The 26,810-nt window shown below is 50.2% G+C and carries 23 protein-coding genes; 2 read left to right on the forward strand and 21 right to left on the reverse strand.

The window, feature by feature from the left end; genetic code table 11:
- Positions 1-98: 98 nt before the first annotated feature.
- The 7 genes from recJ to ftsH all read right to left on the reverse strand — a co-directional run bounded on the left by recJ (position 99) and on the right by ftsH (position 10,187).
- Entirely contained in the window at positions 99-1,823 is a 1,725-nt protein-coding gene (gene recJ, locus PGS38_RS10860; protein ID WP_117509254.1) for a single-stranded-DNA-specific exonuclease RecJ, read from the reverse strand.
- Between the two features lie 79 nt (positions 1,824-1,902).
- A complete protein-coding gene (secD, locus tag PGS38_RS10865) occupies positions 1,903-4,182 on the reverse strand; it encodes a protein translocase subunit SecD (RefSeq protein WP_117509424.1) in 2,280 nt (759 codons plus the stop codon).
- A gap of 24 nt (positions 4,183-4,206) precedes the next feature.
- Complete coding sequence (scfB, locus tag PGS38_RS10870; protein WP_117509255.1) at positions 4,207-5,565, reverse strand: thioether cross-link-forming SCIFF peptide maturase; 1,359 nt, start codon at positions 5,563-5,565, stop codon at positions 4,207-4,209.
- A 116-nt stretch (positions 5,566-5,681) separates the two neighbouring features.
- Positions 5,682-5,822, reverse strand: a complete 141-nt coding sequence (gene scfA / locus PGS38_RS10875; protein ID WP_022461131.1) for a six-cysteine ranthipeptide SCIFF — start codon at positions 5,820-5,822, stop codon at positions 5,682-5,684.
- Between the two features lie 133 nt (positions 5,823-5,955).
- Complete coding sequence (locus PGS38_RS10880; protein ID WP_158554962.1) at positions 5,956-6,348, reverse strand: TIGR04086 family membrane protein; 393 nt, start codon at positions 6,346-6,348, stop codon at positions 5,956-5,958.
- Between the two features lie 61 nt (positions 6,349-6,409).
- Entirely contained in the window at positions 6,410-8,107 is a 1,698-nt protein-coding gene (locus tag PGS38_RS10885; RefSeq protein WP_158565830.1) for a hypothetical protein, read from the reverse strand.
- Positions 8,108-8,327: 220 nt separating this feature from the next.
- The gene (gene ftsH / locus PGS38_RS10890; protein ID WP_055219468.1) at positions 8,328-10,187 is read right to left on the reverse strand and encodes an ATP-dependent zinc metalloprotease FtsH; all 1,860 of its coding nucleotides are present in this window, start codon (positions 10,185-10,187) and stop codon (positions 8,328-8,330) included.
- A gap of 257 nt (positions 10,188-10,444) precedes the next feature.
- Between ftsH and PGS38_RS10895 the strand changes: the two genes are divergently transcribed.
- Positions 10,445-11,335 carry an RluA family pseudouridine synthase gene (locus PGS38_RS10895; protein ID WP_055219470.1) on the forward strand — a complete coding sequence of 297 codons (891 nt, stop codon included), beginning with the start codon at positions 10,445-10,447 and terminating at the stop codon, positions 11,333-11,335.
- 113 nt (positions 11,336-11,448) lie between these two features.
- Here PGS38_RS10895 and PGS38_RS10900 read toward each other — a convergent pair whose 3' ends face one another.
- From PGS38_RS10900 to PGS38_RS10945, 10 genes are all read right to left on the reverse strand, one after another.
- Positions 11,449-11,949 carry a heme-degrading domain-containing protein gene (locus PGS38_RS10900; protein WP_022461366.1) on the reverse strand — a complete coding sequence of 167 codons (501 nt, stop codon included), beginning with the start codon at positions 11,947-11,949 and terminating at the stop codon, positions 11,449-11,451.
- Between the two features lie 191 nt (positions 11,950-12,140).
- A complete protein-coding gene (locus PGS38_RS10905) occupies positions 12,141-12,935 on the reverse strand; it encodes an RnfABCDGE type electron transport complex subunit B (RefSeq protein WP_117509259.1) in 795 nt (264 codons plus the stop codon).
- Positions 12,936-12,948: 13 nt separating this feature from the next.
- Entirely contained in the window at positions 12,949-13,524 is a 576-nt protein-coding gene (gene rsxA / locus PGS38_RS10910) for an electron transport complex subunit RsxA (protein WP_022461368.1), read from the reverse strand.
- Entirely contained in the window at positions 13,521-14,225 is a 705-nt protein-coding gene (rsxE, locus tag PGS38_RS10915) for an electron transport complex subunit RsxE (protein ID WP_022461369.1), read from the reverse strand. Before rsxE ends, rsxA begins: the two co-directional genes overlap by 4 nt.
- Positions 14,222-14,860 carry an FMN-binding protein gene (locus tag PGS38_RS10920; protein WP_118640217.1) on the reverse strand — a complete coding sequence of 213 codons (639 nt, stop codon included), beginning with the start codon at positions 14,858-14,860 and terminating at the stop codon, positions 14,222-14,224. The genes rsxE and PGS38_RS10920 overlap by 4 nt, the downstream gene beginning before the upstream one ends.
- Positions 14,857-15,813, reverse strand: coding sequence for an RnfABCDGE type electron transport complex subunit D (locus PGS38_RS10925; RefSeq protein ID WP_118659610.1), 957 nt, complete (start codon positions 15,811-15,813; stop codon positions 14,857-14,859). The genes PGS38_RS10920 and PGS38_RS10925 overlap by 4 nt, the downstream gene beginning before the upstream one ends.
- A 13-nt stretch (positions 15,814-15,826) precedes the next feature.
- A complete protein-coding gene (gene rsxC / locus PGS38_RS10930; RefSeq protein WP_118659612.1) occupies positions 15,827-17,155 on the reverse strand; it encodes an electron transport complex subunit RsxC in 1,329 nt (442 codons plus the stop codon).
- Positions 17,156-17,261: 106 nt separating this feature from the next.
- On the reverse strand, positions 17,262-17,999 hold the full coding sequence (gene truA / locus PGS38_RS10935; RefSeq protein WP_117509425.1) for a tRNA pseudouridine(38-40) synthase TruA: 738 nt from the start codon (positions 17,997-17,999) through the stop codon (positions 17,262-17,264).
- Positions 18,000-18,078: 79 nt separating this feature from the next.
- A complete protein-coding gene (locus PGS38_RS10940; RefSeq protein ID WP_270476253.1) occupies positions 18,079-19,518 on the reverse strand; it encodes an ATP-binding protein in 1,440 nt (479 codons plus the stop codon).
- Positions 19,519-19,605: 87 nt separating this feature from the next.
- Positions 19,606-21,078: a vWA domain-containing protein gene (locus PGS38_RS10945; RefSeq protein WP_119188819.1), complete on the reverse strand. Its 1,473-nt coding sequence runs from the start codon at positions 21,076-21,078 to the stop codon at positions 19,606-19,608.
- 327 nt (positions 21,079-21,405) lie between these two features.
- Here PGS38_RS10945 and PGS38_RS10950 point away from each other — a divergent pair, with 327 nt between their 5' ends.
- The gene (locus PGS38_RS10950) at positions 21,406-21,945 is read left to right on the forward strand and encodes an FKBP-type peptidyl-prolyl cis-trans isomerase (RefSeq protein ID WP_199607193.1); all 540 of its coding nucleotides are present in this window, start codon (positions 21,406-21,408) and stop codon (positions 21,943-21,945) included.
- 118 nt (positions 21,946-22,063) lie between these two features.
- On the opposite strand, the gene PGS38_RS10955 is transcribed toward PGS38_RS10950, so the two are convergent.
- The 4 genes from PGS38_RS10955 to PGS38_RS10970 form a co-directional block, all read right to left on the reverse strand.
- A complete protein-coding gene (locus PGS38_RS10955; RefSeq protein WP_117801744.1) occupies positions 22,064-24,064 on the reverse strand; it encodes an ABC transporter permease in 2,001 nt (666 codons plus the stop codon).
- Positions 24,057-24,824 carry an ABC transporter ATP-binding protein gene (locus PGS38_RS10960; protein ID WP_055219485.1) on the reverse strand — a complete coding sequence of 256 codons (768 nt, stop codon included), beginning with the start codon at positions 24,822-24,824 and terminating at the stop codon, positions 24,057-24,059. Before PGS38_RS10960 ends, PGS38_RS10955 begins: the two co-directional genes overlap by 8 nt.
- A 146-nt stretch (positions 24,825-24,970) precedes the next feature.
- Positions 24,971-25,990, reverse strand: a complete 1,020-nt coding sequence (locus tag PGS38_RS10965; RefSeq protein ID WP_243104842.1) for a sensor histidine kinase — start codon at positions 25,988-25,990, stop codon at positions 24,971-24,973.
- 24 nt (positions 25,991-26,014) lie between these two features.
- Positions 26,015-26,686, reverse strand: coding sequence for a response regulator transcription factor (locus PGS38_RS10970; protein WP_022461380.1), 672 nt, complete (start codon positions 26,684-26,686; stop codon positions 26,015-26,017).
- Positions 26,687-26,810 lie beyond the last annotated feature (124 nt).

Consider the following 26,810-nt stretch of genomic DNA (forward strand, 5'->3'; position numbering starts at 1 on the left):
TTCACCTTACAGTATAGCATCAATATTCTTCTGCGTCAATTTTGTTTCCGATAGAAAACAGGGCAGAAAAATCAGGTATTTGCGGCTTTTCTGCATCTTTAAAAATAACTCTGGATATTGATCTGTAATTTGTCGCGTCCGTTCCACGTATCGATCGACGGATAGTACGCTACCGAGAGGGTCGGATGTGCATCCACGTATGCGGCGAACGCTTCTCCCTCGCCGAAATAGACACCATCCATCTGGTATCCGCCCGCATCGGCAAGCTGTACTTTCACCACGTTTCTATTCTTTCCAAAAATGCGGTAATTTAATACAGTCAGTCCTTTCTGTGCGAACAGCGGTTTCGTGTTGCCTTTTCCGAACGGCTCCAAGAGACTTAACTGGCGGATCAGATTTTTGGTGATGTAGGTGATCGGCATCGGCACATCGATCACAACTTTTTCGACGAAATCCTCTTCCGTCAGCGTGGAATTATCGTTCAGTGCCCGGCGGAACGGTTCGATCATCTCCTCTCCTGCGAGGGAAAGGCCCGCAGCCATCGGGTGGCCGCCGAATTTCGTCATCAGTTCTTTGCATTTGCAGAGCTCCTCATACATCGAATACGCTTCGATCGAGCGGCCGGAGCCCTTGACGCCCTCCTCACTTCTGGTGAGTACGAAGGATGGTTTGTGGAAGTGCTCCCGCAGGCGACCTGCGATGATTCCGGCAAGGCTCTCGTGGCAGTCCGGCAGATAGACGACGAGGACTTTGTCGTTCTGCAGCGGGGAGGTTTCCACGAGCTCGATTGCTTTCGCCTCACCCTGGCGCGTCAGCTCTTTGCGGCTTTCATTCAGGTCTTTCAAGTCCCCGGCAAGCTTTGCGGCCTCCTCACGTGTCTTTGCGCAGAGCAGTTTTAACGAATGCTCCGCCGTGTCAAGCCGTCCCGATGCGTTGATGCACGGGCCGAGAACGAAGCCGATGTGATACGGTGTCACGTTTTCCGCCTCGATGCCCTGCACACGGATCAGCTCCTGCAGGCCGAGGTTCTGCGTTTTATGGAGCGCCCGAAGGCCGGCTTTTACAAAAATCCGGTTTTCTCCCTGCAGATCCATCACATCACCGATCGTCGCAATGGCGACAAATTCCAGAAAGCGGAAGCTGTGCTCCTTTGGAATACCTGCTTTTGCCTCCATCGTCTGGATCAGTTTCCATGCGACGGCCGCACCGCAGAGGCCCGGAAACGGATAGGAACAGTCTTTCTGTTTCGGATTGACAACCGCGTCCGCCGGCGGCAGGATGTAGCGGCGTTCTCCGTTTTCATCCTCCTCAAACGGAACCTCGTGGTGGTCCGTCACAACAACCGTCATGCCAAGCTCTTTTGCCAGACGGATCTGACTGCCCGCCGCGATGCCGTTGTCACAGGTGACGATCGTGTCCCGCCCCTCATCCGCGGCAAACTGCACAAGATGCTCATTTAAGCCGTATCCGTCTGCAATCCGGTCCGGGATACGCACATCCGCATCGGCACCGAGATCTTTTAATCCGGTCAGCAGAATATACGTTGCCGTAACACCGTCGATGTCGTAGTCCCCGATGATGCGGATCGGCTTTTTCTCCCGGATTTTTTCTGCGATCAGATCTGCCGCGCGCTCCATATCCTTCATCAGCAGCGGATCGTGGAGCTGCTCCAGATCACCGAAGAGATACTCTTCGATCTCTTTCTCCCCGGTCACATCCCGGTTCCGGATCAGGCGGGCGATGACGGGATCGATGCCGAACCGATCCGCAATTGCCTGGAAATCGGCGCGTTTTGCCGAAACTACCCAGCGTTCTTTCTTCATATGTTCTCCTCTTTCCTGTTAGCAGGAAACGCCGGACTTTTCCGGTCCGGCGTTTCTCTTTTTATGGTTTTTGCTGCTTTTATTTATTTTTTGTCTTATTCTGTACTGCTTTGGACGGCACATATTTGTTTTTTCCAACGTGCTTCATCACATACCACAGGGCACCTGTGATGCAGACAGAAGTGTAAGCTCCGCATACGATACCAACCATCAGAGGTGCTGCAAAGTCGCGGATGGAAGAAACTCCCATCACGAACAGAACAAAGATGGTGATAAAGGTGGTGAGGGAACTGTAAATGCTTCGGGTCAGGGTGTCCGTGATGCAGCGGTCAACCAGGGACTCGATCGGCTCTCTCTTTAACTCCGGCAGATTCTCACGGATACGGTCGAAGATGACGATCGTACTGTTGATGGAATAGCCGAGGATCGTCAGCATACACGCGATAAAGGTGCTGCCGACCGAAATACGGGATACCACATAGAATCCGAATACAATGGCGATATCGTGCATCAGTGCAAGGATGGCACTCGATGCGAAACGGATGTCGCGGAAACGGATCCAGATGTACAGCAGCATGCAGACTACAGCGATGATAACTGCTTTCATCGCATTCTGGCTCATTTCTTTACTTACAGTAGAAGAAATGTTGTCGAAAGTGATTTCAGAAGTATCGACACCGAAATTGTCTGCCATTGCCTGGTAAACCTGCTCACGCTCTTCCAGAGTCAGAGAACGTGTTTTGATGATGACATTGTTGCCTCCGACAACCTTTGTCATCTGAATATTGGAATCTTTTGTCACGCCTTCCACAACCGGCTCTACCTCTTTGTCCAGCTCTTCGATGGAGTAATCCTCGTTGAACGGAACGTTGATGGAAGTACCGCCCTTGAAGTCAAGGCCGAAGTTCAGTGCGCTTCCCTTTGTCTGATGCATGAAAATCATGCTGGCCGGAACGGCAAGCAGCAGAATGCAGGAGATCGTGAAGAAGATCTTTCTCTTTTCCACAAATGGAAATCCCTTGCGCTCTTTCTTGGTTCCGTAGTATTTCGCATCCTTCAGTCCCATACCGTACAGGCTGTTGACCAGCAGTCTGGAAACAACCATGGCGCTGAACATGGAAAGAACAATACCAAGAGCAAGTGTCATGGCGAATCCGCGGACACTTCCGCTCGCAAGCGCATACAGAACAGCTGCTGCAATCAGGGTCGTCACGTTTCCGTCCAGGATGGCAGAAGCTGCCTTCTTGAATCCGTCGCGGATTGCCGCATGAACCGTCTTTCCGGCACCGATCTCCTCCTCGATACGGGCATAAATGATAACGTTCGCATCGACCGCCATACCGATCGACAGGATAACACCTGCGATACCAGGCAGGGTCAATGTCAGGTCAAATGCATTTAAAGCAATCAGATTCAGCTCAACATAGATGAGCAGTGCCCATCCGGCAGCAATACCAGGCAGGCGATATACGATTGCAAGGAAAAGGATAATCAGTACAATGCCGATCGCTCCCGCTTTTACGCTGGTGGAAACAGCTGCAGATCCAAGCTGTGCTCCAACGACGCTGGAGTTGATCTCCTCAAGTTTCAGGGAAAGGGAACCGATACGGAGGGTGGATGCCAGGCTGGTTGCTTCATCCCAGTCCATGTTTCCGCCGGAGATGACTGCAGTACCATCGGAAATCACAGCGTTTACACTCGGTACACTGACGAATTTTTCATCATAGTAGATACCGATGCTCTTTCCTGCGCTGTAGGCTTCCTGGGTTGCGTCTGCAAATTTCTGTTTTCCTTCGTCGGTCATTTTCAGCTGAACGACGCTCTCGGTTGCTTTTGTGGTGGAGTTCTGCTGATGCATGGCTTCTGCGCTCTCCACATCTTTACCGGTCAGAACGACGGAGCCGTCCTCCTCGAGCTCTTCGATAGTTTTTCCGTTCAGAACGTACTCGCCGGTCGAGCTGTCGTAGGTGTAGTTTTCTGTTCCGTCATCGTTGGTCTGTTTGATGAAATACAGGCTTCCCGGTTTACCCATCTCTTCCAGAATGGTGGTTGCATCGGTTGCACCCGGGATTTCAATGGTGATACGGTTGTCGCCCTGCAGATATACCTGTGCCTCTTCGCTGTACTGCTGCGCACGCTGTTCCAGCTTGTAGCGGGTATCTGACATTTCTTCGTCTGTCGGGTTGTCCTTTACGGCCTGATAGGTAATGCTGACACCGCCGGACAGATCCAGACCCAGGTTGATGTTCTTCATCGAACCGGTTCCGGTAGGACCCCATCCTTTGATCATCGTCCATCCAAGAAGCACTGTTACAATGGCTGCCAGGACGAGTGCGATGATACTCTGTTTCTTCTTCATCATGTCGCGATTTTCCTCTTTTCTTTAATCTTCGGCCAGAGCTGCCTTTATCATCAATGCACACTCGATCCGTTTCTGCTGCATCTTGCATCCGATCTCGTAAACATCGTTGATCTTACCTGTGAAATTGTAGGAGTTTGCCGCGCATCCGCCGCTGCAGTAGAACCGTGCAAAGCACTGGCTGCACTCCTTCTTGGAATAAACGTTGCATTTTTTGAATTCGTTGACAGTTTCTGTCTTTTTCACGCCTTCGTAAACATTTCCGAGGCAGAAATCTTCCTGTCCTACGAACTGGTGGCACGGATAGAAATCGCCCCACGGTGTTACCGCAAGGTACTCGGTTCCGGAACCGCAGCCGGAAAGACGTTTATAAACACATGGTCCGCCGGTCAGATCGATCATAAAGTGGAAGAAATTGAAGCCTCTTCCCTCTTTTTCTCTCTTGATCATCTCTCTTGCCAGAATGTCGTACTGTTCGAAGATCACCGGAAGGTCTTCCTCACGGATCGCATAGTCCTCGGTCGGAGGCGCTACAACAGGCTCAACCGAGATCTGCTTGAAGCCGAGGTCTGCCAGATGGAGAACATCAGCTGCAAAGTCTGTGTTGTAATGCGTGAAGGTTCCGCGCACATAGTATTTATCCTGATGACGAAGCTCAGCGAATTTCTGGAATTTCGGCACGATCAGATCGTAGCTTCCGGCACCTTTGCGGAACGGACGCATGTGATCGTGAACTTCTTTTCTTCCGTCGATACTTAATACGACGTTGCCCATCTCTTTATTGCAGAACTCCATGACCTCGTCGTTTAAGAGAACACCGTTGGTGGTCAGGGTGAAACGGAAGTTCTTGTTATGTAACTTCTCCTGTTCTCTTCCGTAGGCTACGAGCTGTTTTACAACATCCCAGTTCATCAGCGGTTCACCGCCGAAGAAATCTACCTCGAGGTTTCTTCTGCTGCCGGAGTTTGCGATCAGGAAATCAAGCGCTTTTTTGCCGACTTCCAGGGACATCAGTGCACGTCTTCCGTGATACTCGCCCTCTTCTGCGAAGCAGTAACGACAGGCAAGGTTACAGTCGTGTGCAATGTGGAGGCAGAGTGCTTTTACGACGGTCGGACGGTTGGAAAACTGATCAATTGCGTTTTCGTAAATGTCTTTTGTAAAGAGCATGCCGTTATCTGTAAGTTCCTGAATTTCTTCTCTGGCTTCGGTGATGTCCTGCTCGGCATATTTACTGCTAAGCGCCTCTGCTGCCTCTTCTGCATTTTTTCCTTCGTTCATGCAGGAAAGGACATCGTATACGCAGTCATCCACAACATGGACGGAGCCGCTGTTGACGTCCAGCACCATGTTGAAGCCATTGCTTTTATATAAATGTATCACTGTGGTATTCCTTTCTATAACTCTCTCTTTTTTTGATGTGCCTGGCAAAAAGAATGTTCCCAAATCCGGCGAAACCGGTTCTGGGAACACCTTTTACTCGTCCTTATGGATTACTTTTACTTATGCTCGCAGCTCTGGTTGCCTACGGTGCAAGAAGTCTTACATGCGGACTGGCAGGATGTCTGGCACTCACCGCATCCACCTTTTTTTACAGTGTTCTGTAAGCTTTTTGTATTTAAAGTTTTGATGTGTTTCATGGCACATTCCTCCTTCATTGTAGTTGACGCGCGACTTTTTTATAGTCTTCGGCCATTAGCTCTTCCCATTATAGCATAGGTTTTTCAAATTTAAAAGTCTGTTTTTTGAAAAAATGTTCTGTTTTGTCCGCTTTTATCTGCCGTGTGCCGTCATTCCGCCTGCCATTCCGCCGACGGCACAGACTGCTGCCGCCCACAGAAGTCTTCCGGCTCCGGCAAATCCGCCCGGCAGGAAGACTGCGGAGACGATGATCAGAATGGCAAAATACACGATTCCAAAGCAGATGCCCCAGAGAAACCGCCGTTTTCCCGCCATGTTTCCTGCCATTCTTCCGCCGGAAAAGCTTGATGCCAGATAGATCACCACAATGCCCGCCTGCACCCAGCTTTCCTTCCAGGAAAATTTCCAGAGCAGGAAAGACAGCAGCAAAAGAAGAAGCACCGAGATCAGATAGGAAACGAGAAGAGCCTTCAGCCAGCTGATCCCGCTGCCCGCACCCACCGCCCATGTTTTCTTTTCTTCCATAAGAAAAAGCCCTCCCATACTGTAAATGTATGGAATGGCTTTTCCGGATATGCCTGTTTCTTTATTTTTCGTCAAACGGATGATTCTTTTTGAATTCCAGCCATGCGGCCATGCTCTTTGCGCGTTTCGCCTGCATCTGAAGGAATGCCATGCAGAACATAACGGCTGCAGAAAGTGCGGAGCTGATCGCCAGCGGAAGCACCATCGTCTCATCGCCGGTGTTGACCGGGATGCTGCGGATGCTTACAGTGGTCTGTGTCTTCTTCTGCGGAATCTTTGTGCTTCCGGTATTGGAATTGGAAGAGCTGTTGTTACTGCTGCTCTTCGACGGTGTGGCTGTCGGAGTCGGAGTGGATGTCTTATTCGTTCCGTAGTTGTCCGGTCCTACAAGGATCGTTCCTGCGGCACGCAGCGTACTTACGTCATCGGCTGCACTTGCTGTCATTTCACCTGCACTCAGGTTGGATTTCTGCTCTGCAGCTGCAAGCAGTTCATGCTCGCCTTCGTCCGCCGTCTCAGCTTCTGCTGTTTCCGTCTGCTCCTCTGATACAAGGCTTCTGGACAGACTTACTGCCACCGGCTGGATCAAAAGAGAGACATTGGAGATCAGATAGCCGTCTTCTGTGCTGTCCGTACCGGATGGATTGGAAATTTCATCGAAATTTTTTACGGTTTCGTTTTCTTTCTGAATTTCATCTTTTACAAGGTCATCCAGATTTTCATCCTGTTTCCACTGGTCCGATGATGCATCATTTCCCGTTCCGTTCTGGTTATCCTGGTTTGTATCGTCCTGGTTTGTATCATCTGCTGCAGGATCGTCTTTTGCTGTATCATCCGGGGCAGGTGTCACGGTTGGATCTTCTGCCGGAGTTTCCGGATTCTCCGGATTTTCACTGTCATCGGTATTCTCGCCCGGTGCTGTCGTCGGAGTTACTTCCGGCGTTACGGTCGGTTCCGCATCCGGTGTCGGCGCTGCCGTTGGTGTATCCCCTGTATCTTCTCCGTTGTCCGCATCCGGTGTCGGAGTTGCCGTTGGTTCCTCCGCCGGCGTTACGGTCGGCTCTGCGTCCGGCGTTTCCGTCGGTTCTGCGTCCGGGGTCACCGTTGGTTCTGCGGTCGGCTCTGCATCCGGCGTTTCCGTCGGACCCGGAGTTGGTGTTACGGTATCTTCTGCCGCATCCGGTGCCGGAGACTCGCCTGGCGCAAGCGTTGGTGTTTCCGAAACCGTTTCTTTTGCTTTTTCTGCTGCCAGAACAGCCTCATATCCGGCTTCTGTCACCACGATTTCATCTGCCGCAAAAACGGTATCTGTTACTCTTCCCCTGAAGTCTGTTTTCTGCTGTTTCTTTCGATACGTTTCCAGCTCTTTTTCATCCATTCCGACGAATACCAGATATTTTTCTGCTGCTTCCTCCGCTGCCGTTTTGCTGGTATCTGCAGCAGTGTTTTTTTCGGTTGTTTTCCCGTCCGCCTGCAGTTCTGCCGCTGCAACTGCAAGAAGCTCCTGTGCTTTTTCCACGGTTTTTACTGCTGTCTCTGCCGTTGTACCGTCTGCCGTATCATCGCCGGTTTTCAGATTCACATAAACGGCTGCCCGTTTTGTCTCTGTACCGTTCTCCGTTCCGGAGACAGTTTCGTTCTGTACTGCGCTTTTTTCCGTTCCTGCCGATGCGCTGGCACGGAGCGGAACTGCATCGGAAAATACCAGTGTGCCCGCAAGGACAGCACCCATCACTTTCCATGCCTGTTTTTTCTTCATTGCGTTTCTCCTTATGTTCTCTTGGTCTATCTTAAAAAAATCTGTCTTTTTGTGTCATAATTTCGCATTACAGCATTATAGCACAAGAAAGAATCCCGCGCAAGGCTGAAGTCGCCTTGAAACGCGGGATTCGTGAATCACTTTCTTACGCAGTGAAACAGCAAGTGTTTCACTGCTGGGTGAACAGTAACGCGGGATTCTCATCTGCTTTTATCGCTTTTTAGTTTGTTTCCATTCTCGTTGTCGTGAGCTGATCCGGGGATAAATTCAGGATTTCCATAAACTCATCACCTGTGATTGTCTCTTTCTCATACAGATATTTTGCCAGCTCGTGGAGTTTCGGCATGTTATCTTTTAAGAGCTGCTCTGCTTTGTCGTACTGTTTTCTGACTGCTGCAACAACCTTCTCATCAATCTGTGCTGCTGTCGATTCGGAGCATGCCAGGGAAGTGTCACCGCCGAGGTACTGGTTCGTTACCGTCTCAAATGCAACCATACCAAATTCCTCGTTCATACCGAAGCGGGTGATCATGGATCTTGCCACCTTCGTTGCCTGCTCGATATCGTTCGAAGCACCTGTCGTGATGGAATGGAACACCAGATCCTCTGCCACACGGCCGCCGGTCAGGGTTGCAATCTTGTTTTCCAGCTCTTCGCGGCTCATCAGGTTGTGCTCATCTTCATCCACCTGCATCGTATAGCCGAGGGCGCCGGACGTACGCGGGATAATGGTGATCTTCGTAACCGGAGCGGAATGGCTCTGCAGTGCTGCGACGAGTGCATGGCCGACCTCGTGGTAGGAAACGATCAGTTTCTCTTTGTCGGTCATGATCTTATTCTTCTTCTGGTATCCGGCGATGACAACCTCAACGCTCTCCTCCAGATCCGCCTGGGTGACGAATTTTCTTCCATCACGGACGGCACGGAGTGCTGCCTCGTTGATCATATTGGCAAGTTCTGCACCAGAAGCACCGGATGCCATACGTGCGATCGCATTGTAATCGACATTGTCGCCCACGCGGATGTTTTTCGCATGGACTTTCAGGATTTCCTCACGGCCTTTTAAGTCAGGCAGTTCAACCGGCACACGGCGGTCGAAACGGCCCGGACGAAGAAGTGCCGGGTCCAGGGAATCCGGACGGTTCGTCGCTGCCAGAATGACAACGCCTTTCTTTCCATCGAATCCATCCATCTCGGCAAGCAGCTGGTTCAGGGTCTGCTCACGCTCGTCGTTTCCGGAGAATCCGCCGCCGTCACGTTTTTTGCCGACGGTATCGATCTCATCGATAAAGACGATACACGGTGCTTTCTCATTTGCCTGCTGGAACAGGTCACGCACCTTCGCAGCTCCCATGCCGACGAACATCTCGACAAACTCAGAACCGGAAATGGAGAAGAACGGAACATTTGCCTCTCCGGCTACTGCCTTTGCAAGCAGCGTTTTACCGGTTCCTGGAGGGCCGACAAGCAGTGCTCCTTTCGGCATTTTTGCACCAATTTCTTCATATTTTTTGGGATTATGCAGGAAGTCAACAATCTCCTGTAAAATTTCTTTTGCCTCATCCTCTCCGGCAACATCTGCAAATTTAATGCCGGTTTCGGACTGTACATAAACCTTGGCGTTGCTCTTTCCAAAGCTCATCGCATTTCCCATGCCGCCCATCATCTTGCTCGTCATGCGTTTCATCAGCCACTGTCCGAGCGCAACCATCACAACGATCGGTATTACCCATGTTAAAAGAAATTCCATGAGTGGCGACATCTGCTCTATGATCGGCGTTCCGAATTCGGTAATACCTGCCTCATATAAACGATCTACCAGCTTGTAATCATTCATCACACCCGTCTTATAATAATTCGCCGGGCTTGATTTGTCGCTGAAAATAATCTCATTTGACTGGATCTGGACTTCGCTGATTTCGTTGTTATCTACCATCTGCAAAAATTTTCCGTAATCAACTTCTGTTACTTTTGGCTCGAGAAGTCTCGGGAAAAGCAGAAGATTTAACAGCAGAATGACGATCAGCGCAATCACATAATAAAAAATTATGGGTTTTTTCGGTTTTTGCACCTGTTTCATCTGTATCCCCTCCTGTTTCTTGATTTTCTTTCTTTTTTAGTAGCATAAACTTTTCTTTCGCTAAAATCAATCAAATTCTGACATTTCATGAAACTTTTATACTTTTTTATATTTTCGCTATAGAAAGGTAAGTTTCTTGCTTTTCCATCTGTTTTCGGCTATACTTGCGAAAGACTGGGAAAGTCTCTTTTTGAAATTTTGCCCCGAAATGACGGGGTTCATTCGATAAAAAAGCTATAGAAACGGAGGTTTTGTGTATGGGACACAGGTTTACATATGTGGTTTCGCCGGAGGAGGAACGGGAAAATCTGACTGTGGAATGGTTTCTCCGCCGGCATGGATATTCGCGCCATATTATTACGGGCTTAAAACGCACAGAGGACGGCATTTTCCGAAACGGCGTCCGCGCCTGGACGAGCCAGGCCGTGCACGCCGGGGATGTGATCGAAACGCACCTTGTCGAAACAGAACCCTCCGACGGAATTCTGCCGCGGCCGGTTCCGTTTTCGGTTGTGTATGAGGATGACGACATCCTCGTTGTGGATAAACCCGCTGATACGCCGATTCATCCGTCGATTGGAAATTATGAAAATACGCTGGCAAACGGCATTGCATGGTATTTTGAACAGAAAGGTGAACCCTTCGTCTACCGCTGCATCAACCGCCTCGACCGCGACACCACCGGCCTTATCGTGCTCGCCAAGCACGCCTTAAGCGCCGCCGTCCTCTCCCAGGCCATGCGCTCCCGCGAAATCCACCGCACGTATCAGGCCTTCGCCCTCGGCGAAACCGCTGCATCCGGCACCATCGACGCACCGATCGCCCGCCTCAACGGCTCCCTCATCCAGCGCACCGTCGACTTTGCCTCCGGCGAGCGCTCCGTAACCCATTACCGCACCCTCGCGCACTGCTCCGTTTTCTCCCACCTCGAACTCAATCTCGAAACCGGCCGCACCCACCAGATCCGCGTCCACATGGCTTACATCGGCCATCCGCTGCTCGGCGATACCCTCTACAACAAAACTCCCGGCACTTTCCCCCGCCAGGCACTTCACTCTGCATCGCTCTCCTTCGTCCATCCGATCACCGGAGAACCCTTAAACTTCCACGCACCACTGCCGGAAGATATGCAAAACCTGCTGACATAAACCAACCCCCGTGAGTTGCCGCTCACGGGGGTTTTGTTGTCCCTGATGGAACTGTCATGTCTTTTTGCCGGTGACATTGTATCATACACAAAATTTAGTTTCAATCATCATTTTCATACAGTTCTGATTCTCGGTACTTCATCGATATGCAAATATTTGCTGATGCATTTCACAATCACATCATGATCCGAAACCTGTCCCATGCCGGACACTGCTACGGTTGCCACAACGCCGACTTCTTCCACGCAGATCGGAAAACCTCCGCCCAGCATTGCGTATTCCTTCGGGTCCAGTACCATCTGTTTTACGCTCTCCGGCGCATTCGTCGCTGCCATGTAGAGTTGCAGCGAACTCCGCTCCGTCAGAAGCACCGAATTGCTCTTCCGTCTCATCAGCTCCACATTGTGCGGCGTAATGCCGTTATCACAATACTGGAATACAACTTCCCCGTTGCTTCTGCGGATCATGATGCCAACCTGTGCTCCGCGCCGTCTTGCCTCCATCAGGATCATCGTTCCCAGTTCCCATGCGTCTGCATTTGTAAAATGCGTAAACTGCAGAATATCCTCCTGCATATCGAGCACTTTCATCAGTTCATCCATTGTCATTGTCATACTTTTGCCCCGTCCTTTCTGCCATTTTATATTTTTTTAGCTTTTTGCCCCTCGTTTTCTGACTTTCAGTTTATCATTTTCCCAAATTCAAGTCAAGCCAGCCACCACCGGCATTGGCTAACACGATATCACCGAAAAGCAAAAATTCCACGCCGCAGAAGTTCCCTCCCACAGCATGGAATTTCTCATTTTTATTTTTCTACCATAATACACTTCCGCGGGCAGTTCTCCGCGCAGAGGCCGCAGCCTGTACATTTTGCCGGGTCGATCTCCGCGCGCTGGTCCACAACGTGAATTGCATCCGACGGGCAGTTCTTCTCGCACTTCTTACATCCGATACAGCCGATCTCACACGCTGCCATCACCGCCTTGCCCTTCTCGGTTGAGCGGCATTTCACCGTGATCCTCTGCTCATACGGAATCAGGTCGATCAGATTTCTCGGACAGGCCTTCACGCAGGCACCGCATGCCTTGCACGCTTCGCCGTCCACAACGGCAATGCCGTTTTCAATATGGATCGCATCAAACTTACATGCCTTCACGCAGTTTCCAAAACCAAGACATCCGTTTCCGCAGCTCTTCGGACCGCCGCCCGGTACAAAACCAGCGTAGGAGCAGTCCCTTGCACCCGTGTATTCATACTTGTTCTTTGCCACGTCACACGTACCGGCGCACCGTACCACTGCTTTTCTGCGCTCCTGTGCTCCGGCTTCCTGTCCCATAATGGCACCGATCGCTGCCGCAACCGGCGCTCCGCCGACCGGACAGACCGAAATCGGGGCTTCACCCTTTACCACTGCAGCCGCCGCTCCGTCACAGCCCGGGTAACCACAGCCGCCGCAGTTGTTGCCCGGCAGCGCTTCACGGACCTTCGTCTCGCGCTCGTCCACTTCCACATAAAACTTCTTTCCGGCAATTCCAAGGAGAATACCAATCAAAAGGCCGGTTCCACCCACCATCAGGGTGGCTGCTAAAATACCATTCATCTCTTCATCCCTCCTAGATCATTCCGGAAAATCCCATAAATGCCATTGACATCAGCATAGCCGTAAGAAGAACGATCGGCATTCCTTTGAATGACTCCGGGATATCGTTGTACTCCATCTTTTCCCGCAGGCCGGCCATCAGCACCATGGCAATTGTAAAGCCGATTGCGGTTGCCAGACCGTAAACCGTACCCTGCAGAATCGTGTAATCCTTCTGTACGTTGATGAGTGCCACACCGAGTACCGCGCAGTTTGTTGTAATCAGCGGAAGGTAAACGCCGAGCGCTCGGTACAGAGACGGAATCGTCTTTTTCAGGAACATCTCAACGAGCTGTACCAGCGCCGCGATGACAAGAATGAAAACGATCGTTTTCAGATAATCAAGTTCTGCCGGTGCCAGGATAAATTTGTAAATCAGACTTGTCACAAATGAAGAAATCGTGAGGACAAAAATAACCGCTCCGCCCATGCCGGCCGCCGTATCCATCTTTTTGGAAACACCGAGGAAAGCACAGATGCCGAGGAACTGGCTTAAGACAACGTTATTGACCAGCGCCGCACCGATCGCAATTAAAATCAGTTCTTTCATTTCGCTTCCTCCTTTCCTTTCACAGCCTGGCAGTATGCCTTATTGGCGCATGCCATACAGCCGGTCTCTTCTGCCGGGACTGCCGGTTTTCCGGTTTTCTCTGACTTCTGGCGTTTGATGCGGTTCTGCACCGCAACGAGCATTGCCAGCACAAGGAATGCACCCGGCGCCATGATGAAGATGTTGACCGGCTCGTAAGCACTCGGCATTACCTGGATACCGAACAGGGTTCCGGCTCCGATCAGCTCACGAAACATACCGATCAGGGTCAGGCCGACGGTAAATCCAAGGCCCATGCCGATACCATCAAATAAAGACGGGATCGGACCATGTTTTCCAGCATATGCCTCGGCGCGTCCCAGGATGATACAGTTTACAACGATCAGCGGGATGTAGATGCCAAGGGCGGAATAGAGTGCCGGAATAAAACCTTCCATCAAAAATTCCACGATGGTTACAAACGATGCCACAACAACGATGTATGCTGGCATACGCACGCCGTCCGGGATGATTTTCCGAAGCAGGGAAATCATCAGGTTGGAGGCGGTCAGGATGACCATCGTCGCAAGGCCCATGCCGATACCGTTCTTTGCAGAAGTGGTAACCGCAAGCGTCGGACACATACCCAGCATCATGACGAAGGTCGGGTTTTCTTTTATGATACCATTATAAAGCCGTTCCAGCGGCGTATCTTTTCTCATGAGTTCCCTCCCTCTCCGGAAAGCAGACCGGATTCGTTGCAGTAGTTAAAACAGCAGATTCCTGCATTGACACCGTTTGTTACAGCGTTCGTTGTCAGAGTTGCTCCGCTCAGCGCATCGATTTCATCATCCGCGGATGCGCCGGATTTTGTGTAGGAGAATGCTTCTACGTTTTTATCCTTGAACTGATTCTTGAAATCGTCTGTGTCGGCACGCATACCAAGGCCGGCCGTCTCGGAAAGTGACAGGAAAGAGATTCCTTTTGTCGTTCCGTCCGATGCAATTCCCATCGAGAACTGCATGCCGCCGCCATAGCCTTCGGTTGTGGAGATGATCTCAACCAGGCCGATCGTCGCGCCGGATGCGTCTTTTGCAAGCAGCAGTTCGTCAATCGTCTGTGCTTCAAAACCGTGGCCGATCAGTGCTGCCGTAAGCTCTGCCTGTTGTGCATCGCTCATTGTTACTTCTTCAAAGGAAGCTGCCTCCGGGAATACGTTCTGACAGGATTCCTGTTTTTCTTTTTCCTGCTGTTTCTGGATCGGCTCTAAGGTTACCTGGTGGGCCGCACCGAGAAGCAGGCCGGCAATCAGCGTAATCGCCGCAAGAATCAGTGCGTTTTTTATAATTTTGTTCATGCTTTTTTCTTGCCTCCTCTTCCGAATCCAACCGGCACGGTCACGCGCTCAATGAGCGGAACCAGAAGGTTGGTAAAGATGATGGCATAGGAAACGCCCTCTGCCGAATTTCCAAAGATACGGAATACGCCAGTCAGAAGTCCTAAAATGACCGCGTAGATATACTGTCCCTTCTTTGTGATCGGGCGGGTAACGTAATCGGTTGCCATGAACCATGCGCCGAGCATCAGACCACCGCCAAAAAGATGCGCGCCAAGGAAGTTGATATCAAAACCGTGGCCGCCGAAAATCAGGGCAAATAAAAGCTCTGTTCCGATGTAGATGAGCGGAATATTGAGGTCAATCACATGAATGCAGACAAGGAAAATGCCGCCAATCAGAAGGGCCAGTGCGGAAGTCTCACCGATCGTTCCGGCCGTATTCCCAAGGAACATGGACAGCAGATTCACCTGCTCTCCTGCTTTTGCTGCGGCGAGCGGTGTCGCACCGGATACAGTATCCACGAGGTGTGCGGCTGCCGGGGCAGCGAAGTTTGTCATATGACCCGGGAAGGAAATCAAAAGGAAACATCTTCCTGCAAGCGCCGGGTTCATGATGTTCTGGCCAAGACCGCCGAAAAGCTGTTTTACAACGAGAATTGCAAACACACCACCGATCACCGGCATCCAAAGAGGTGCCTGCACCGGCATGTTCATGGCCAGCAGAAGACCAGTTACCAGTGCACTGCCGTCGGCAATCGTCACCGGTTTCTTCATTCCTTTTTCATACAGATATTCCGTCAGGGGACAGACTGCCATCGAAATCACAATCAAAAGCAGTGCCCGAAGGCCGAAATTCCAGATTCCCACGCAGACTGCCGGGGCAAGGGCAAGCAGGACGGCAAACATGATTTTATCCGTCGTTACCTTGGACCGTGCGTGCGGGGAAGATGATACGTGTAATAATCCATTCATATGTAAGGTCCCCCTATTTCTTCTTTCTCTTTGCCAGAAGCACTTTACGCATTGAGCTGATCTCCTGCGTCAGCGGACGTCTTGCCGGGCAGATAAAGGAACAACAGCCACATTCACAGCACTCCATTCCGCCGTATTTCAGGAACTTCTCTTCCTCTCCGTGCTCCGCAAAAACGGAAAGGCGGGCCGGAAGAATCTGACCCGGACAGACGGAAACGCAGCGTCCGCAGTTGATGCAGGCAGATGGTGCCAGCGCAGATACTTCATCCTCCGTAAGGCAGGTCAGTGCAGATGTTGTCTTGGTAACAGGAACATCCATTGTAAACAGGGCTCTTCCCATCATCGGGCCGCCGCAGATGATCTTGACCGCCTCGTTTTTCAGACCGCCTGCCTGCTCTAAAAGTTCGGACAAGAGCATGCCGACCGGTACTTCAAAGTTGCACGGATTCTGTACAGCATCTCCCGTCACGGTAACGATACGGCTCATCAGCGGTTCGCCGAAGCGGACTGCCTGGTAAATAGCAGTCACGGTATCAATGTTATCCACGATACAGCCCGCGTCCGCCGGCAGCATGGAGGAATTTACCTTTCGTCCCGTTGCTGCATAGATCAGCATACGCTCGGCACCCTGCGGGTATTTCGTTTTAAGCTCCAGAACCTCAATGTTATCCTCCGGAAGCACCAGCTCACGGAACTTCGCGATACAGTCCGGTTTGTTGTCTTCAATGCAGATGACTCCCTTTGCCCTCGGAAACATATGCAGCATGATTTTTAAGCCTCCGATCACCTTTTCCGGCTCTTCGAGCATTCTGCGGTAGTCGCTCGTCAGATACGGCTCACACTCTGCTCCATTGACGAGAATGTGGTCAATCGCTGACGGATCTTTCGGGGATACCTTGACGTGTGTCGGAAAGCCTGCACCTCCCATTCCCACGATTCCGGCCTCTTTGATCTTGTTCCGGATCGTATCTGCGTCGAGTTTTTCCCAGTGCGGGCACTCCTCAAATGTTTCTTTTTCATACAGCCCGTCGTTCTCCACAACGATACAGTCTACCGGGGAACCGGCTGCGGAAACTTTTTTCTCAATTCCTTTTACCGTGCCGGAAACCGATGCGTAAACAGGAGCCGAAACAAATCCTCCCGCTTCTGCGATTTTCTGTCCCTCTTTTACATGGTCGCCTTTTTGTACGGTCGGCACAGCAGGCGCTCCGATGTGCTGTGACACTGCGTAATACAATAAGTTGCCCGGCTGCGCTTTGACAATCGGTTTGTCCTTGGAGAGCTCTTTTCCCTCGTACGGGTGAACGCCGCCATGAAAAGTATTTCTTTTCTTCTGAAACATGCTTTTCACCTCATCCTTTCTCTTTTCTATGCTGCATTTATCAATTCACAGCCTTTTTTCGGTTTTTTATGCAAAAAAGGCTGGTGCATTGCCCTGATTATTTCGGTTATTCATATCGGACTTCTTTTAACAGGAGTCCGCATGCCGGTGCAAGAAAACCCGCACTTTCGCGGTTTTTTGCTTTGAGAAGCTCCATCATTGATGCGATATCCCGTTTTCCCATCCCGGCCTCCACAAGTGTTCCGGTCAGGATCCGCACCATGTGGTACAGAAAACCGGTTCCGGTATAGGAAATGATAAGAATCCCGTCTTTCTCGCAGAAATCAATTCCGGTAATCGTCCGTACTGTCGATTTTTTCATACGTTTGTTGGCACAGAAGCTCCTGAAATCATACGTTCCGATAAACGCTTTCGATGCTTCTTTCATTTTTTCCACATCGAGCGGTGCTTCCGGAAAATACACGTATTTCCGCTCGAAAACATGCTTTCTGCCATCGATCACGATACGGTATTCGTATGTTTTGTCCACCGCATTCAGACGGCTGTGGAAGCGCTCCGGCATCCGCGCGAGGCTGGTAACTTCGATGTCTTCCGGCAGATAATGGTTGATTGTCTGCAGAAGTTCTTCATCGGATAGATCCGTATGGAACTTTGCATTTGCGACCTGTCCCGCCGCATGGACGCCGGCATCGGTTCTGCCCGCGCCGTGGATCTCCACCGGCTCTCCTGCGATCCTGGACAGCAGCGTTTCGAGCTTGCCCTGAATCGTGTTGTCCGTATTTCCCTGCTTCTGCCAGCCGTTATAGCGCGTGCCATCGTACTGCAGGATCATTTTATAATTCATCTTTTTCTTCCTTTCAAATCATTTTTCTCCAGAAATGGGCTTTTCAGAACCATTTTCTTCTTTACAAAGTGGCCGCTTATCATTCGGCATCCATGCTTTTCTCAATCAAAAAGCTCCGTAACGCTGGACTTCGCGCCAGATTTGCTTCAAACAGCACCACTTCTGCTCCGCCCGGAAAGCTGTTCTGTAAAAATTCAGCGGCACGGCGGATCTGCAGTTTCACATTCTTTACTTCCTTCTCCACTTTTTCCTGTTCCAGTTCACATACCGTTTCAAAAAGCTCTTTCATCTGATCTGAATCGGTTTTGCGACATTTTTTAGCGGTCTCCTCGAGTTTTTTTAACTTTTTCAAGACCCGCGCATTCGTTTCTTCCTCGCCCTTTTTCAGCAGTCCCTGCTGTTTGCACACTGCAAATCCCTGCTCTTTCTGTTGTAGCCAGGATGCGTATGTCTCATCTTTTTTCTGCCTGCAAAGCCCGGTAAACTGGCGAAAGCACTCGGAGAGCTCCTTTGCCGTGTGCTCCTGCTTCTGGCAGGCGGATGCCTCTTTCCGAAGTGCCGCATGAAACAGAGACAGCAGTACAGATCGCTCTTCTGCGGAACCATTTGCCGCCATCTGCTGTTTTTGTGCCATGATTTTTCCGGAAAATGCACCGGTCAGAATCTCCTCCACACCGTAATCCTGTCCATATTTTTCGTAAATCCTGTAGTACGAGCTGAATTCCTCCGCCGTCTTTTCTTCCTGCAAATATTGTCCGATCAGTGCTTCGTCGACCGGAAAATGCAGGATTTCATAACTTTTCAGCACGGCCGACAAATCCTCCCAGCCGCGTGCTGTCACAAAACGCTTCTCATCCACTTCCTGCGAAACAGAATAAAAATGGTCACTGTGTGCCATAAGGTACGTTGTCACGGCGCTGTGGATCTGATTTTTCTCTGCGTAGGAGAGCCAGACGGAAAGCTCGGGAAGCACCTCGATCTTCCGCACACGGTCAAGCGTTGCCACATCAAATTCCCGCACAGATTTATTGTATTCCGGCGGATTTCCGGCGGCCACGATCAGCCAGTCATCCGGGATGTGCTGATTGCCGAATTTTTTCTCCTGCAAAAGCTGCAGCATTACCGGAGCGAGGGTCTCGGAGACGCAGTTAATTTCATCGAGAAAGAGGATACCCCGCTTCTTTCCGGTCTGCTCCATGCAGTCATAGATCGAGGCGATGATCTCGCTCATCGTGTATTCCGTTGTATGTACCATTTTCCCTTCGATTCCACGTGTGCAGATCTCCGGAAGGCCCATGGCACTCTGACGCGTATGGTGTGTCATCGTGTAGGCGACAAGCCCCACACCGCACTCTTCTGCGATCTGCTCCATAATTGCCGTTTTTCCGATGCCCGGCGGGCCGATCAGGAGAATGGGACGCTGCTGCCGGAGGGGAACCAGCGGAAAACCAATTTCATCTCTTGCAAAGTATGCGCGCAGGGCTTTTTCAATTGTCTCTTTTGCTTCTTGTATGTTCATATGTTCTCTCTTATCTTGTGCACTCTTTATGTACTCTCGAAATCTTTCTGTGTTTGATTTTGCGAGATGCTTTTTTGTCAGTTGTGTTCAAAGAGTACATTCTTCTGTCAGCAGTTTTTTTGCCCATTTTGGGACAAGATTCATTTTTTCGGTCTGTCTGACAAAGACAAATGCCGTCTCGTAATCTGGCTTTTGTTCGGGATAAATTCCGTCTCCGTCGGTAAAATAGATCAACGCTTTTAAGTTTCGGAATACATGCTGTTTCCGCAACTCTTCCACTTTCTGAAAGACAGGACGGAAATCGGTTCCGCCTCGGCCCTTGATGGTAATTGTTTCACGGTAAGCTTCCCATTCTTTCGGTGAATGGATCATCGTGACATCCTGCACGAAGCTGTCGCACTGGATCAGGCAGACGTTCCAGCTGGAAAAGAAGTTTTCTTTTTCTTCAAGAATGCTGCGCGTCTCACCAAGGAACTTTGCTACAATTTCTTTTTTGCACGAACCGGATGTGTCGATCGCGATAACCAGCTCTTCGAGACGGTTTCCCTCGCGCGTCTCCGGCGGCTCGATGAAAGGGAAATTTCCGTAATACATAAGCCCATAATGGTAAGCGACTGGATCGAAGCTGTCGAGATCCAGCTCCATTTCCTCGCGGGTAACGGTAAAGCGTTTCAGGAAGCGGCGGTAATCGTACGCTCTTTTTTCGATCCCGGACAGGGTTTCTTTTTTTCCACCACGGTTCTGGCCTCGCCGCAGGCCGCCGGTGCCGTAGTTTTCCGCCAACTTGCGGGAAGCACGTTTCCAGACTGATTGAAAAGACTCGATAAGTTCCGGCTCTTTTCCCGGCACCAGCCATGAAACCGGAGACTGTTTTTCTTTTTCCGGCATCAGCCATGAAACCGGGGGCTGTTCTTTTTTTTCCGGCTCCGGTGTTTCTTTCCCAAACCGGCGGATGCATTCCAGCAGCAGGTGCTGATAGCCTTCCTTGAGGAACGATGAATTTTCGGCACACATGCGGAGTACAAAATCGGAGTTAAAATATATCGTATGACCGTCGGATGTGATGGCTTTTGTCCTGTCGGATGGCTGATGCTGAAAGAAAAGAATCGCTTCACCAAGTTCCGGGTACAGCCAGCAGAGGTTTTTGCGGGCTTCTTCGAAAAGCCGGAGCGCCAGCGCTTCTTTTTCTTTTGTGGGCTTTTCTTTTTGAAACGCAGCTTCTGTTTTTCTGCTTTCCGTATTCTCCTGCATCGGATCCTGTGAGCTCCGGTTCAGGAGAATGCGGAAGGCCTGCCATTTCTGCTGGTCGGCAGCAAGGTTGAGAAAACGTTTTCGGTCTGCATCGGACAACCATCCGGTCTGCAGAATACGTTCCAGCTTTGAAAAATCATCCTCACGAATCAGCATTTCGACAGCGGGACGGATGCGTTTCCGCAGGTATGCGGTATATGCGGCTCGCTGTTCTTCCGGAAGATCCTGCAATTCACAAAAGCCGGAAAGTGCAGCCCGGAGGCGCTGCTGTTCGGATGTCGTCGTTCTGAAACTACTCCAGTCATCCATTTTATTCACTCCCTTACTCGTCGCGTTTTCTCACTTGCACTCAATCTTACGCTGCCGCGTAAGCGACATTCGTCGTTCGCCAACTGAAAATAAATTTTCGTTTGACTCACTTGCACTCAATCTTACGCTGCCGCGTAAGCGACATTCGTCGTTCGTCAAATGAAAATAAATTTTCATTTGACTCACTTGCACTCATTATATCGTCATTTTTGAGCATTGACAATGTTGGATCGTGTTATTTTTTTCACACTTTTACCATATTTTTATGATATACTTGATATTATAAAATACGATTGCAGTCGTAAAAGCGCAAAGGAGATCCTTTTTATGAACAAAGAAAACAGAAAAGCTGCCAGGGAACGGCGTGCCAAAGAGCGGGAGCACGAAGCGAAAGTAGCGCATTACAAAAAGATCTGGAGCTGGGCCGGACCAGCTCTGATTGTCGTTGTGATCGTCGGCCTTATTATTGCCAGCGTACTCGATTCCAAACGACTCTCTGTCAAAAGTGCCTCGGAGGATACCTCCACAGCCTCATCGGCCGCATCCGCCTCATCAGCCTCCACTTCGGCTTCTGCCTCTTTGCAGACCGACACTTCCCTCACCATTGAGGACGGTGATACCGTCAATATCGACTATGTCGGCTCCATTGACGGCGTGGAATTTGAAGGTGGAAACACAAAAGGAAACGGCGCTGATCTTGTGATCGGCTCCCACACTTACATCGATGACTTTGAAGAACAGCTCATCGGCCATCACCCGGGCGACAGCGTAGATGTAACCGTCACTTTCCCGGAAGACTATGGAAAAGACGAACTCAATGGAAAGGAAGCTCTTTTCAAAGTTACCATCAACGGCATTTATAAATAGAACAACCAAAAAGACATCCCCCGCAGATTTTCCGTCTGCGCCGGATGTCTTTTTCTTATTATTTTTTTGTTAAGTTTTTTTCAAAGGCGCTTCGATGTATTAAAAAAAGTACATCTTCTTATTCCACAATTTTGTAATACGCCCGCGCCGTCAGCACATAGACGATCAGGTAAACCACGGCAAACGCCGCAATCGTAATCGCTGTTGCAGCCAGGAACAGATTGCTGTCCGGGAAATTCAGCATTGCCATGATACGCCTGGTCAATGGAAACGCTACCATTGTATGCACCACGGCCACCGCGAGCGGCATGAAAAAGACCGTTACCACCTGTGACTGAATCGTCTGACGGATTTCTTTGCGGCTCATGCCGACCTTCTGCATAATCTGGAACCGTTTTCGGTCATCGAAGCCTTCTGAAACCTGCTTATAATAGATAATCATAACGGCACCCATCAAAAACAGCGCACCGACGAAAACACCTAAAAACAGAAGTGAACCATACAGACTGTAAACCGTATTGCGCTCTTTTTCGCGCACTTCCACCCATCCGTTAAAAGATGACTCCGTCAGTATCGTCTCAATCTCATCTCCAACAGTGATCTGTTCGCCAGCATCCCCGATAAGATCCAGAGCATATTCCCAACTGTATCCTTCTGGCTCCTTTCCCTGCACAGCTGCATACGCTTCCTTTGCTTCCTTGTTCCGCGTCACCACCGTCATTGTCTCATACACCTGCGTCTTCTCATCCAGAATGTACGATTTCTTATCGGTATTCCATTTTTTTACTTCATACGTCTGATTTCCCAGTTCAATCGTGTCATATCCATAATTTTTCTGTTTTTCCTGAAAAACCAGAGCCTGCCCTGGTTCCAGCTCTACCTGTTCGCCGGTTACCTGATTGTACTCCGACTCTTCCATGATTTTTATCAGTGTGCTCGCCGCAGCATCATCTGACTGTGTTTTTTCTACTTTGTTTCTATCTACAACAGCAAGCATAACATAGTATCTCTGATCACTTTCATACTTTTTTCTGAGCTGCTTTTCTTCCAGATGCTGATCAATCCCAGTTTTCACTTCCTCTATCATCTTCTGACTGACCGGTTCCACCGTCTTCATAATGCCGCTCACGCCAGTATTTGCTTCGATCGAAATCTGATGTGGAAACCGCGTATAGGTAACCTCCTCAATCCCCGTCCACAAACATGTGCTGATGGAGATAACCAGAAGCACACCCGTTGACAGAATACAGATATTCGCAAGACCGACCGCATTTTGCTTCATGCGGTACAGCATGCCCGAAATGCTTGTAAAATGGCGTGTCTGGTAATAGTAATTCTTGTTTTTCTTCAGAATTTTCAAAAATGCAATACTTCCAGCAGAAAACAGGCAGTACGTTCCCACCATAACCAAGGCGATTGCATTAAAAAACTTATCAAGTGCGTCCATCGAGGATTGGCTGGTCAGAGCCAGATAATAGCCAACACCAAGAAGCATGAATCCAAGAACCGCCGTCAAAAGCTTCGTTTTCGGTTCCCGCTCACCCTGCGCGCCGCCGTGCAGCAGTTCGACCGGCTGTGAGACGTGGATCTGGCGAAGGCTTAAGAGAAAATTGATCACAAAAGTCAGGCCGAACAGCAGCATCGTACTTCCCACGGCTTTTGCACTGAACGCAAAACCAATTGTTCCGTTCAGTCCGGTCAGCTTCATCAGCACCAGAAACAGCAGGCGGTACAGCAACACACCGAGCAGAATACCGATTCCAAGCGATGCCGCCCACAGATACAGACTCTCAAAAAAGAGGATCTTCGCCAGATGCTTTTTCTCCATGCCGAGAATCTGGAACAGACCGAACTCTTTTTTTCTTCTTTTTGCCAGAAAACTGTTGCTGTAGATCAGAAAAATCACCGCGAACAGGCCAATGATATAGGTTCCCATCCCCATCACTGTCAGGATCGTATCTTTTCCGATCATGGGTTCAAAGCCACTTCCCTGCGCCAGTGTATCCATGATAAAAAACATCACCACCGTGCCGATGCATGACAGCAGATACGGAAGAATATTCTGACGGTTTTTGCTCAAATTTGTTTTTGCCAGTCTGGCATACAGCAGATTATTCATCCCGTTCACCACCCGTCGCAAGAATTGTCAGCGTATCGGAGATCTTCTGATACATTTCATCGCGCCCTAAAGAACCGCGATACAGCTGGTGGAAGACCTCGCCATCCTTGATGAACAGCACACGCTTCGCCGAGCAGGCCGCCTTCACACTGTGCGTTACCATAACAATCGTCTGGCCCTCCTCGTTGATCTCCCCGAACAGTTTCATGAGGCCATCCGCTGCATGGGAATCGAGCGCGCCGGAAGGCTCATCCGCAAGAACCAGCTCCGGATTGGTAATCAGCGCACGCGCAACGGCTGCACGCTGCTTCTGTCCGCCGGACACCTCATATGGGTATTTATTGAGGATCTGGGTGATGCCGAGTTTTTTCGCAATCGGCTCTGCCCGAAGACTCATCTCCTCGTATTTTTTTCCTTCCAGCACGAGCGGCAGATAAATGTTGTCACGCAGGGAAAAGGTATCGAGCAGGTTGAAGTCCTGGAACACGAAACCTAAGTTTTCGCGGCGGAATCCGGCAATCTCCTTCTCTTTTAATTCGCCGAGATTTTTTCCATTTAACCGCACCTGTCCGCCGGTTGGCTTGTCGAGTGCCGCGAGCAGGTTCAGAAGCGTCGTTTTTCCGCTTCCCGATTCGCCCATGATTGCAACAAATTCGCCCCGTTCCACTGTAAAATTAACGTCTTTCAACGCTTCCACCCGGTTGCTGCCAAGGCGCGTGGTATATGTTTTTTTCAGATGTTCTACTTCCAGAATTGCCATGTCACATTTTCCTTTCTGTCTGAACTGTTTTTTTAATTGACAAGGCTTATTATACCCGTCCGCGCTCTCTTCTGCCTTAGGATCATCTTACAAAAAGACCGGCAACCTTACATTTCTGTAAGATTCCCGGCGAAGCTCTCTATGTACTACAGGGATACGGTATCCAGCCCAAGATACACCTTTGTTCCCGCTCCCATCTCCGACTCGATGCGGATGGTATGCGAAAGTTTCTCCATGATCTGGCGGCACAGATACAGTCCGATGCCCGTTGACCGCTTGTCTGCGCGGCCGTTGCAGCCCGTGTAGCCTTTTTCGAAAATCCGCGGCAGATCCTCCGGCGCAATGCCGATGCCGGTGTCCTCAATCACCAGCGTTTTTGGTGCATCCGGTAACAGATAGATGTGAATGCTGCCACTTTTCGTGTATTTCAGCGCATTTGACAGAATCTGCTCCAGCACAAAAACGAGCCATTTTTCATCTGTCAGCACCTCGCAGTGCACCGGCTCGTAGGAAAGGATAATTTTCCGGCGGATAAAAAGCGGAGCATATTTCCGCACAGCCTGGCGGATCAGCGCATCCAAATCGCACCTTGCAAAGACAAGATCCGATGTCATTTTTTCCATGCGCAGGTACTGCAGCGCCATCTGCACATACTGCTCCGTCTGGAAAAGTTCGCTCTGCATTTCACGCGAAAGCGGCGTATCCTCCTCCTGCAGAAGCAGCCGCATTGCCGCAATCGGCGTTTTGATCTGATGGGTCCACATCGTGTAATACTCCATCATATCGCGGTATTTCTGCTCCATCTTAATCTGTTCTTCCTGAAACTGCCGCTCGTAGGATGCGATGATCTGCTGGTAATCCCGCGCCAGAAGCCCGTCCGCCTCCGGAAGCGCTTCTGTTTTGCCCTGCGGTTCGGCGGCAAGGAGTGCTAAGACCAGATGATGTTTCCGGTACTTCCCATAATGAAAGCAAAAACCTGCGGCTCCGACAGCAGCCATCAGCACGATCATATAAACGGTGACATCCTGCGGCACATTGCGCAGAAAACAGAGGAGTGAAAATACTCCTATAAAAGCGGCAATCCGCACGGCCGATGCAAGATGCTCTTTCAAATACCAGTTAAGAAGCATAAACTCCTGCCGGATTCCCTCCTTCTGTTGTTCCATCCTTTTTCTCCTGTTCTGCTTCCGTCATGCGATCAGGTAGCCAACACCCTTTTTCGTCTGGATAAAGTCTGTAAGTCCTGCCTCCTCCAGTTTTTTCCGCAGGCGCGTGACGTTGACGGTCAGCGTGTTGTCATCTATAAAGCTGTCCGACTCCCACAGATGCATCATCAGCATATCGCGGCTGACGGCTTTTCCTTTATTTTCGAGAAGGGACTGCAGAATGCGCCACTCATTTTTTGTCAGCTCAATCCGCTTTCCCCGGTAATTCAGCACACCACTTCCCGTATCGAGCATGGCACCACGGTGCTCGAGGAAATTCGTTTCTCCGGCAAATTCGTAGGTACGGCGGAGCATCGCCTGGACTTTGGCGGTCAGGACACTTAAATCAAACGGCTTCGCGATAAAGTCATCGCCACCCATATTAACGGCCATAATGATGTTCATGTTGTCCGATGCAGAAGAAAGAAAAATTACCGGCACTTTAGAGACTTTTCGAATCTCCTGGCACCAGTGAAATCCGTTAAAAAAGGGAAGATGAATGTCCATCAGCACTAATTGCGGATTTTTCACGGCAAATTCGGCGAGAACGCCGGAAAAATCCTGTACGCAGAACGCATCCATGCCCCAGGAAACCAGGCTCTGCTGCACGGCGCGGGCGATGACTTCATCATCTTCTACAATCATAATTCGATACATGGCTGTTCCTCTGTTGTCTCTAGCAAAGCGGATATTCGCAATCCGCTTCGCTACTTGCTTGATTCGGTTAAAAATATGGACTCCGGGCGGGTGTTTTCAACGCACAGCCGCTCCCGGAGCCGTT

Source organism: Fusicatenibacter saccharivorans, assembly GCF_027667425.1.
Taxonomy (GTDB): domain Bacteria; phylum Bacillota; class Clostridia; order Lachnospirales; family Lachnospiraceae; genus Fusicatenibacter; species Fusicatenibacter saccharivorans.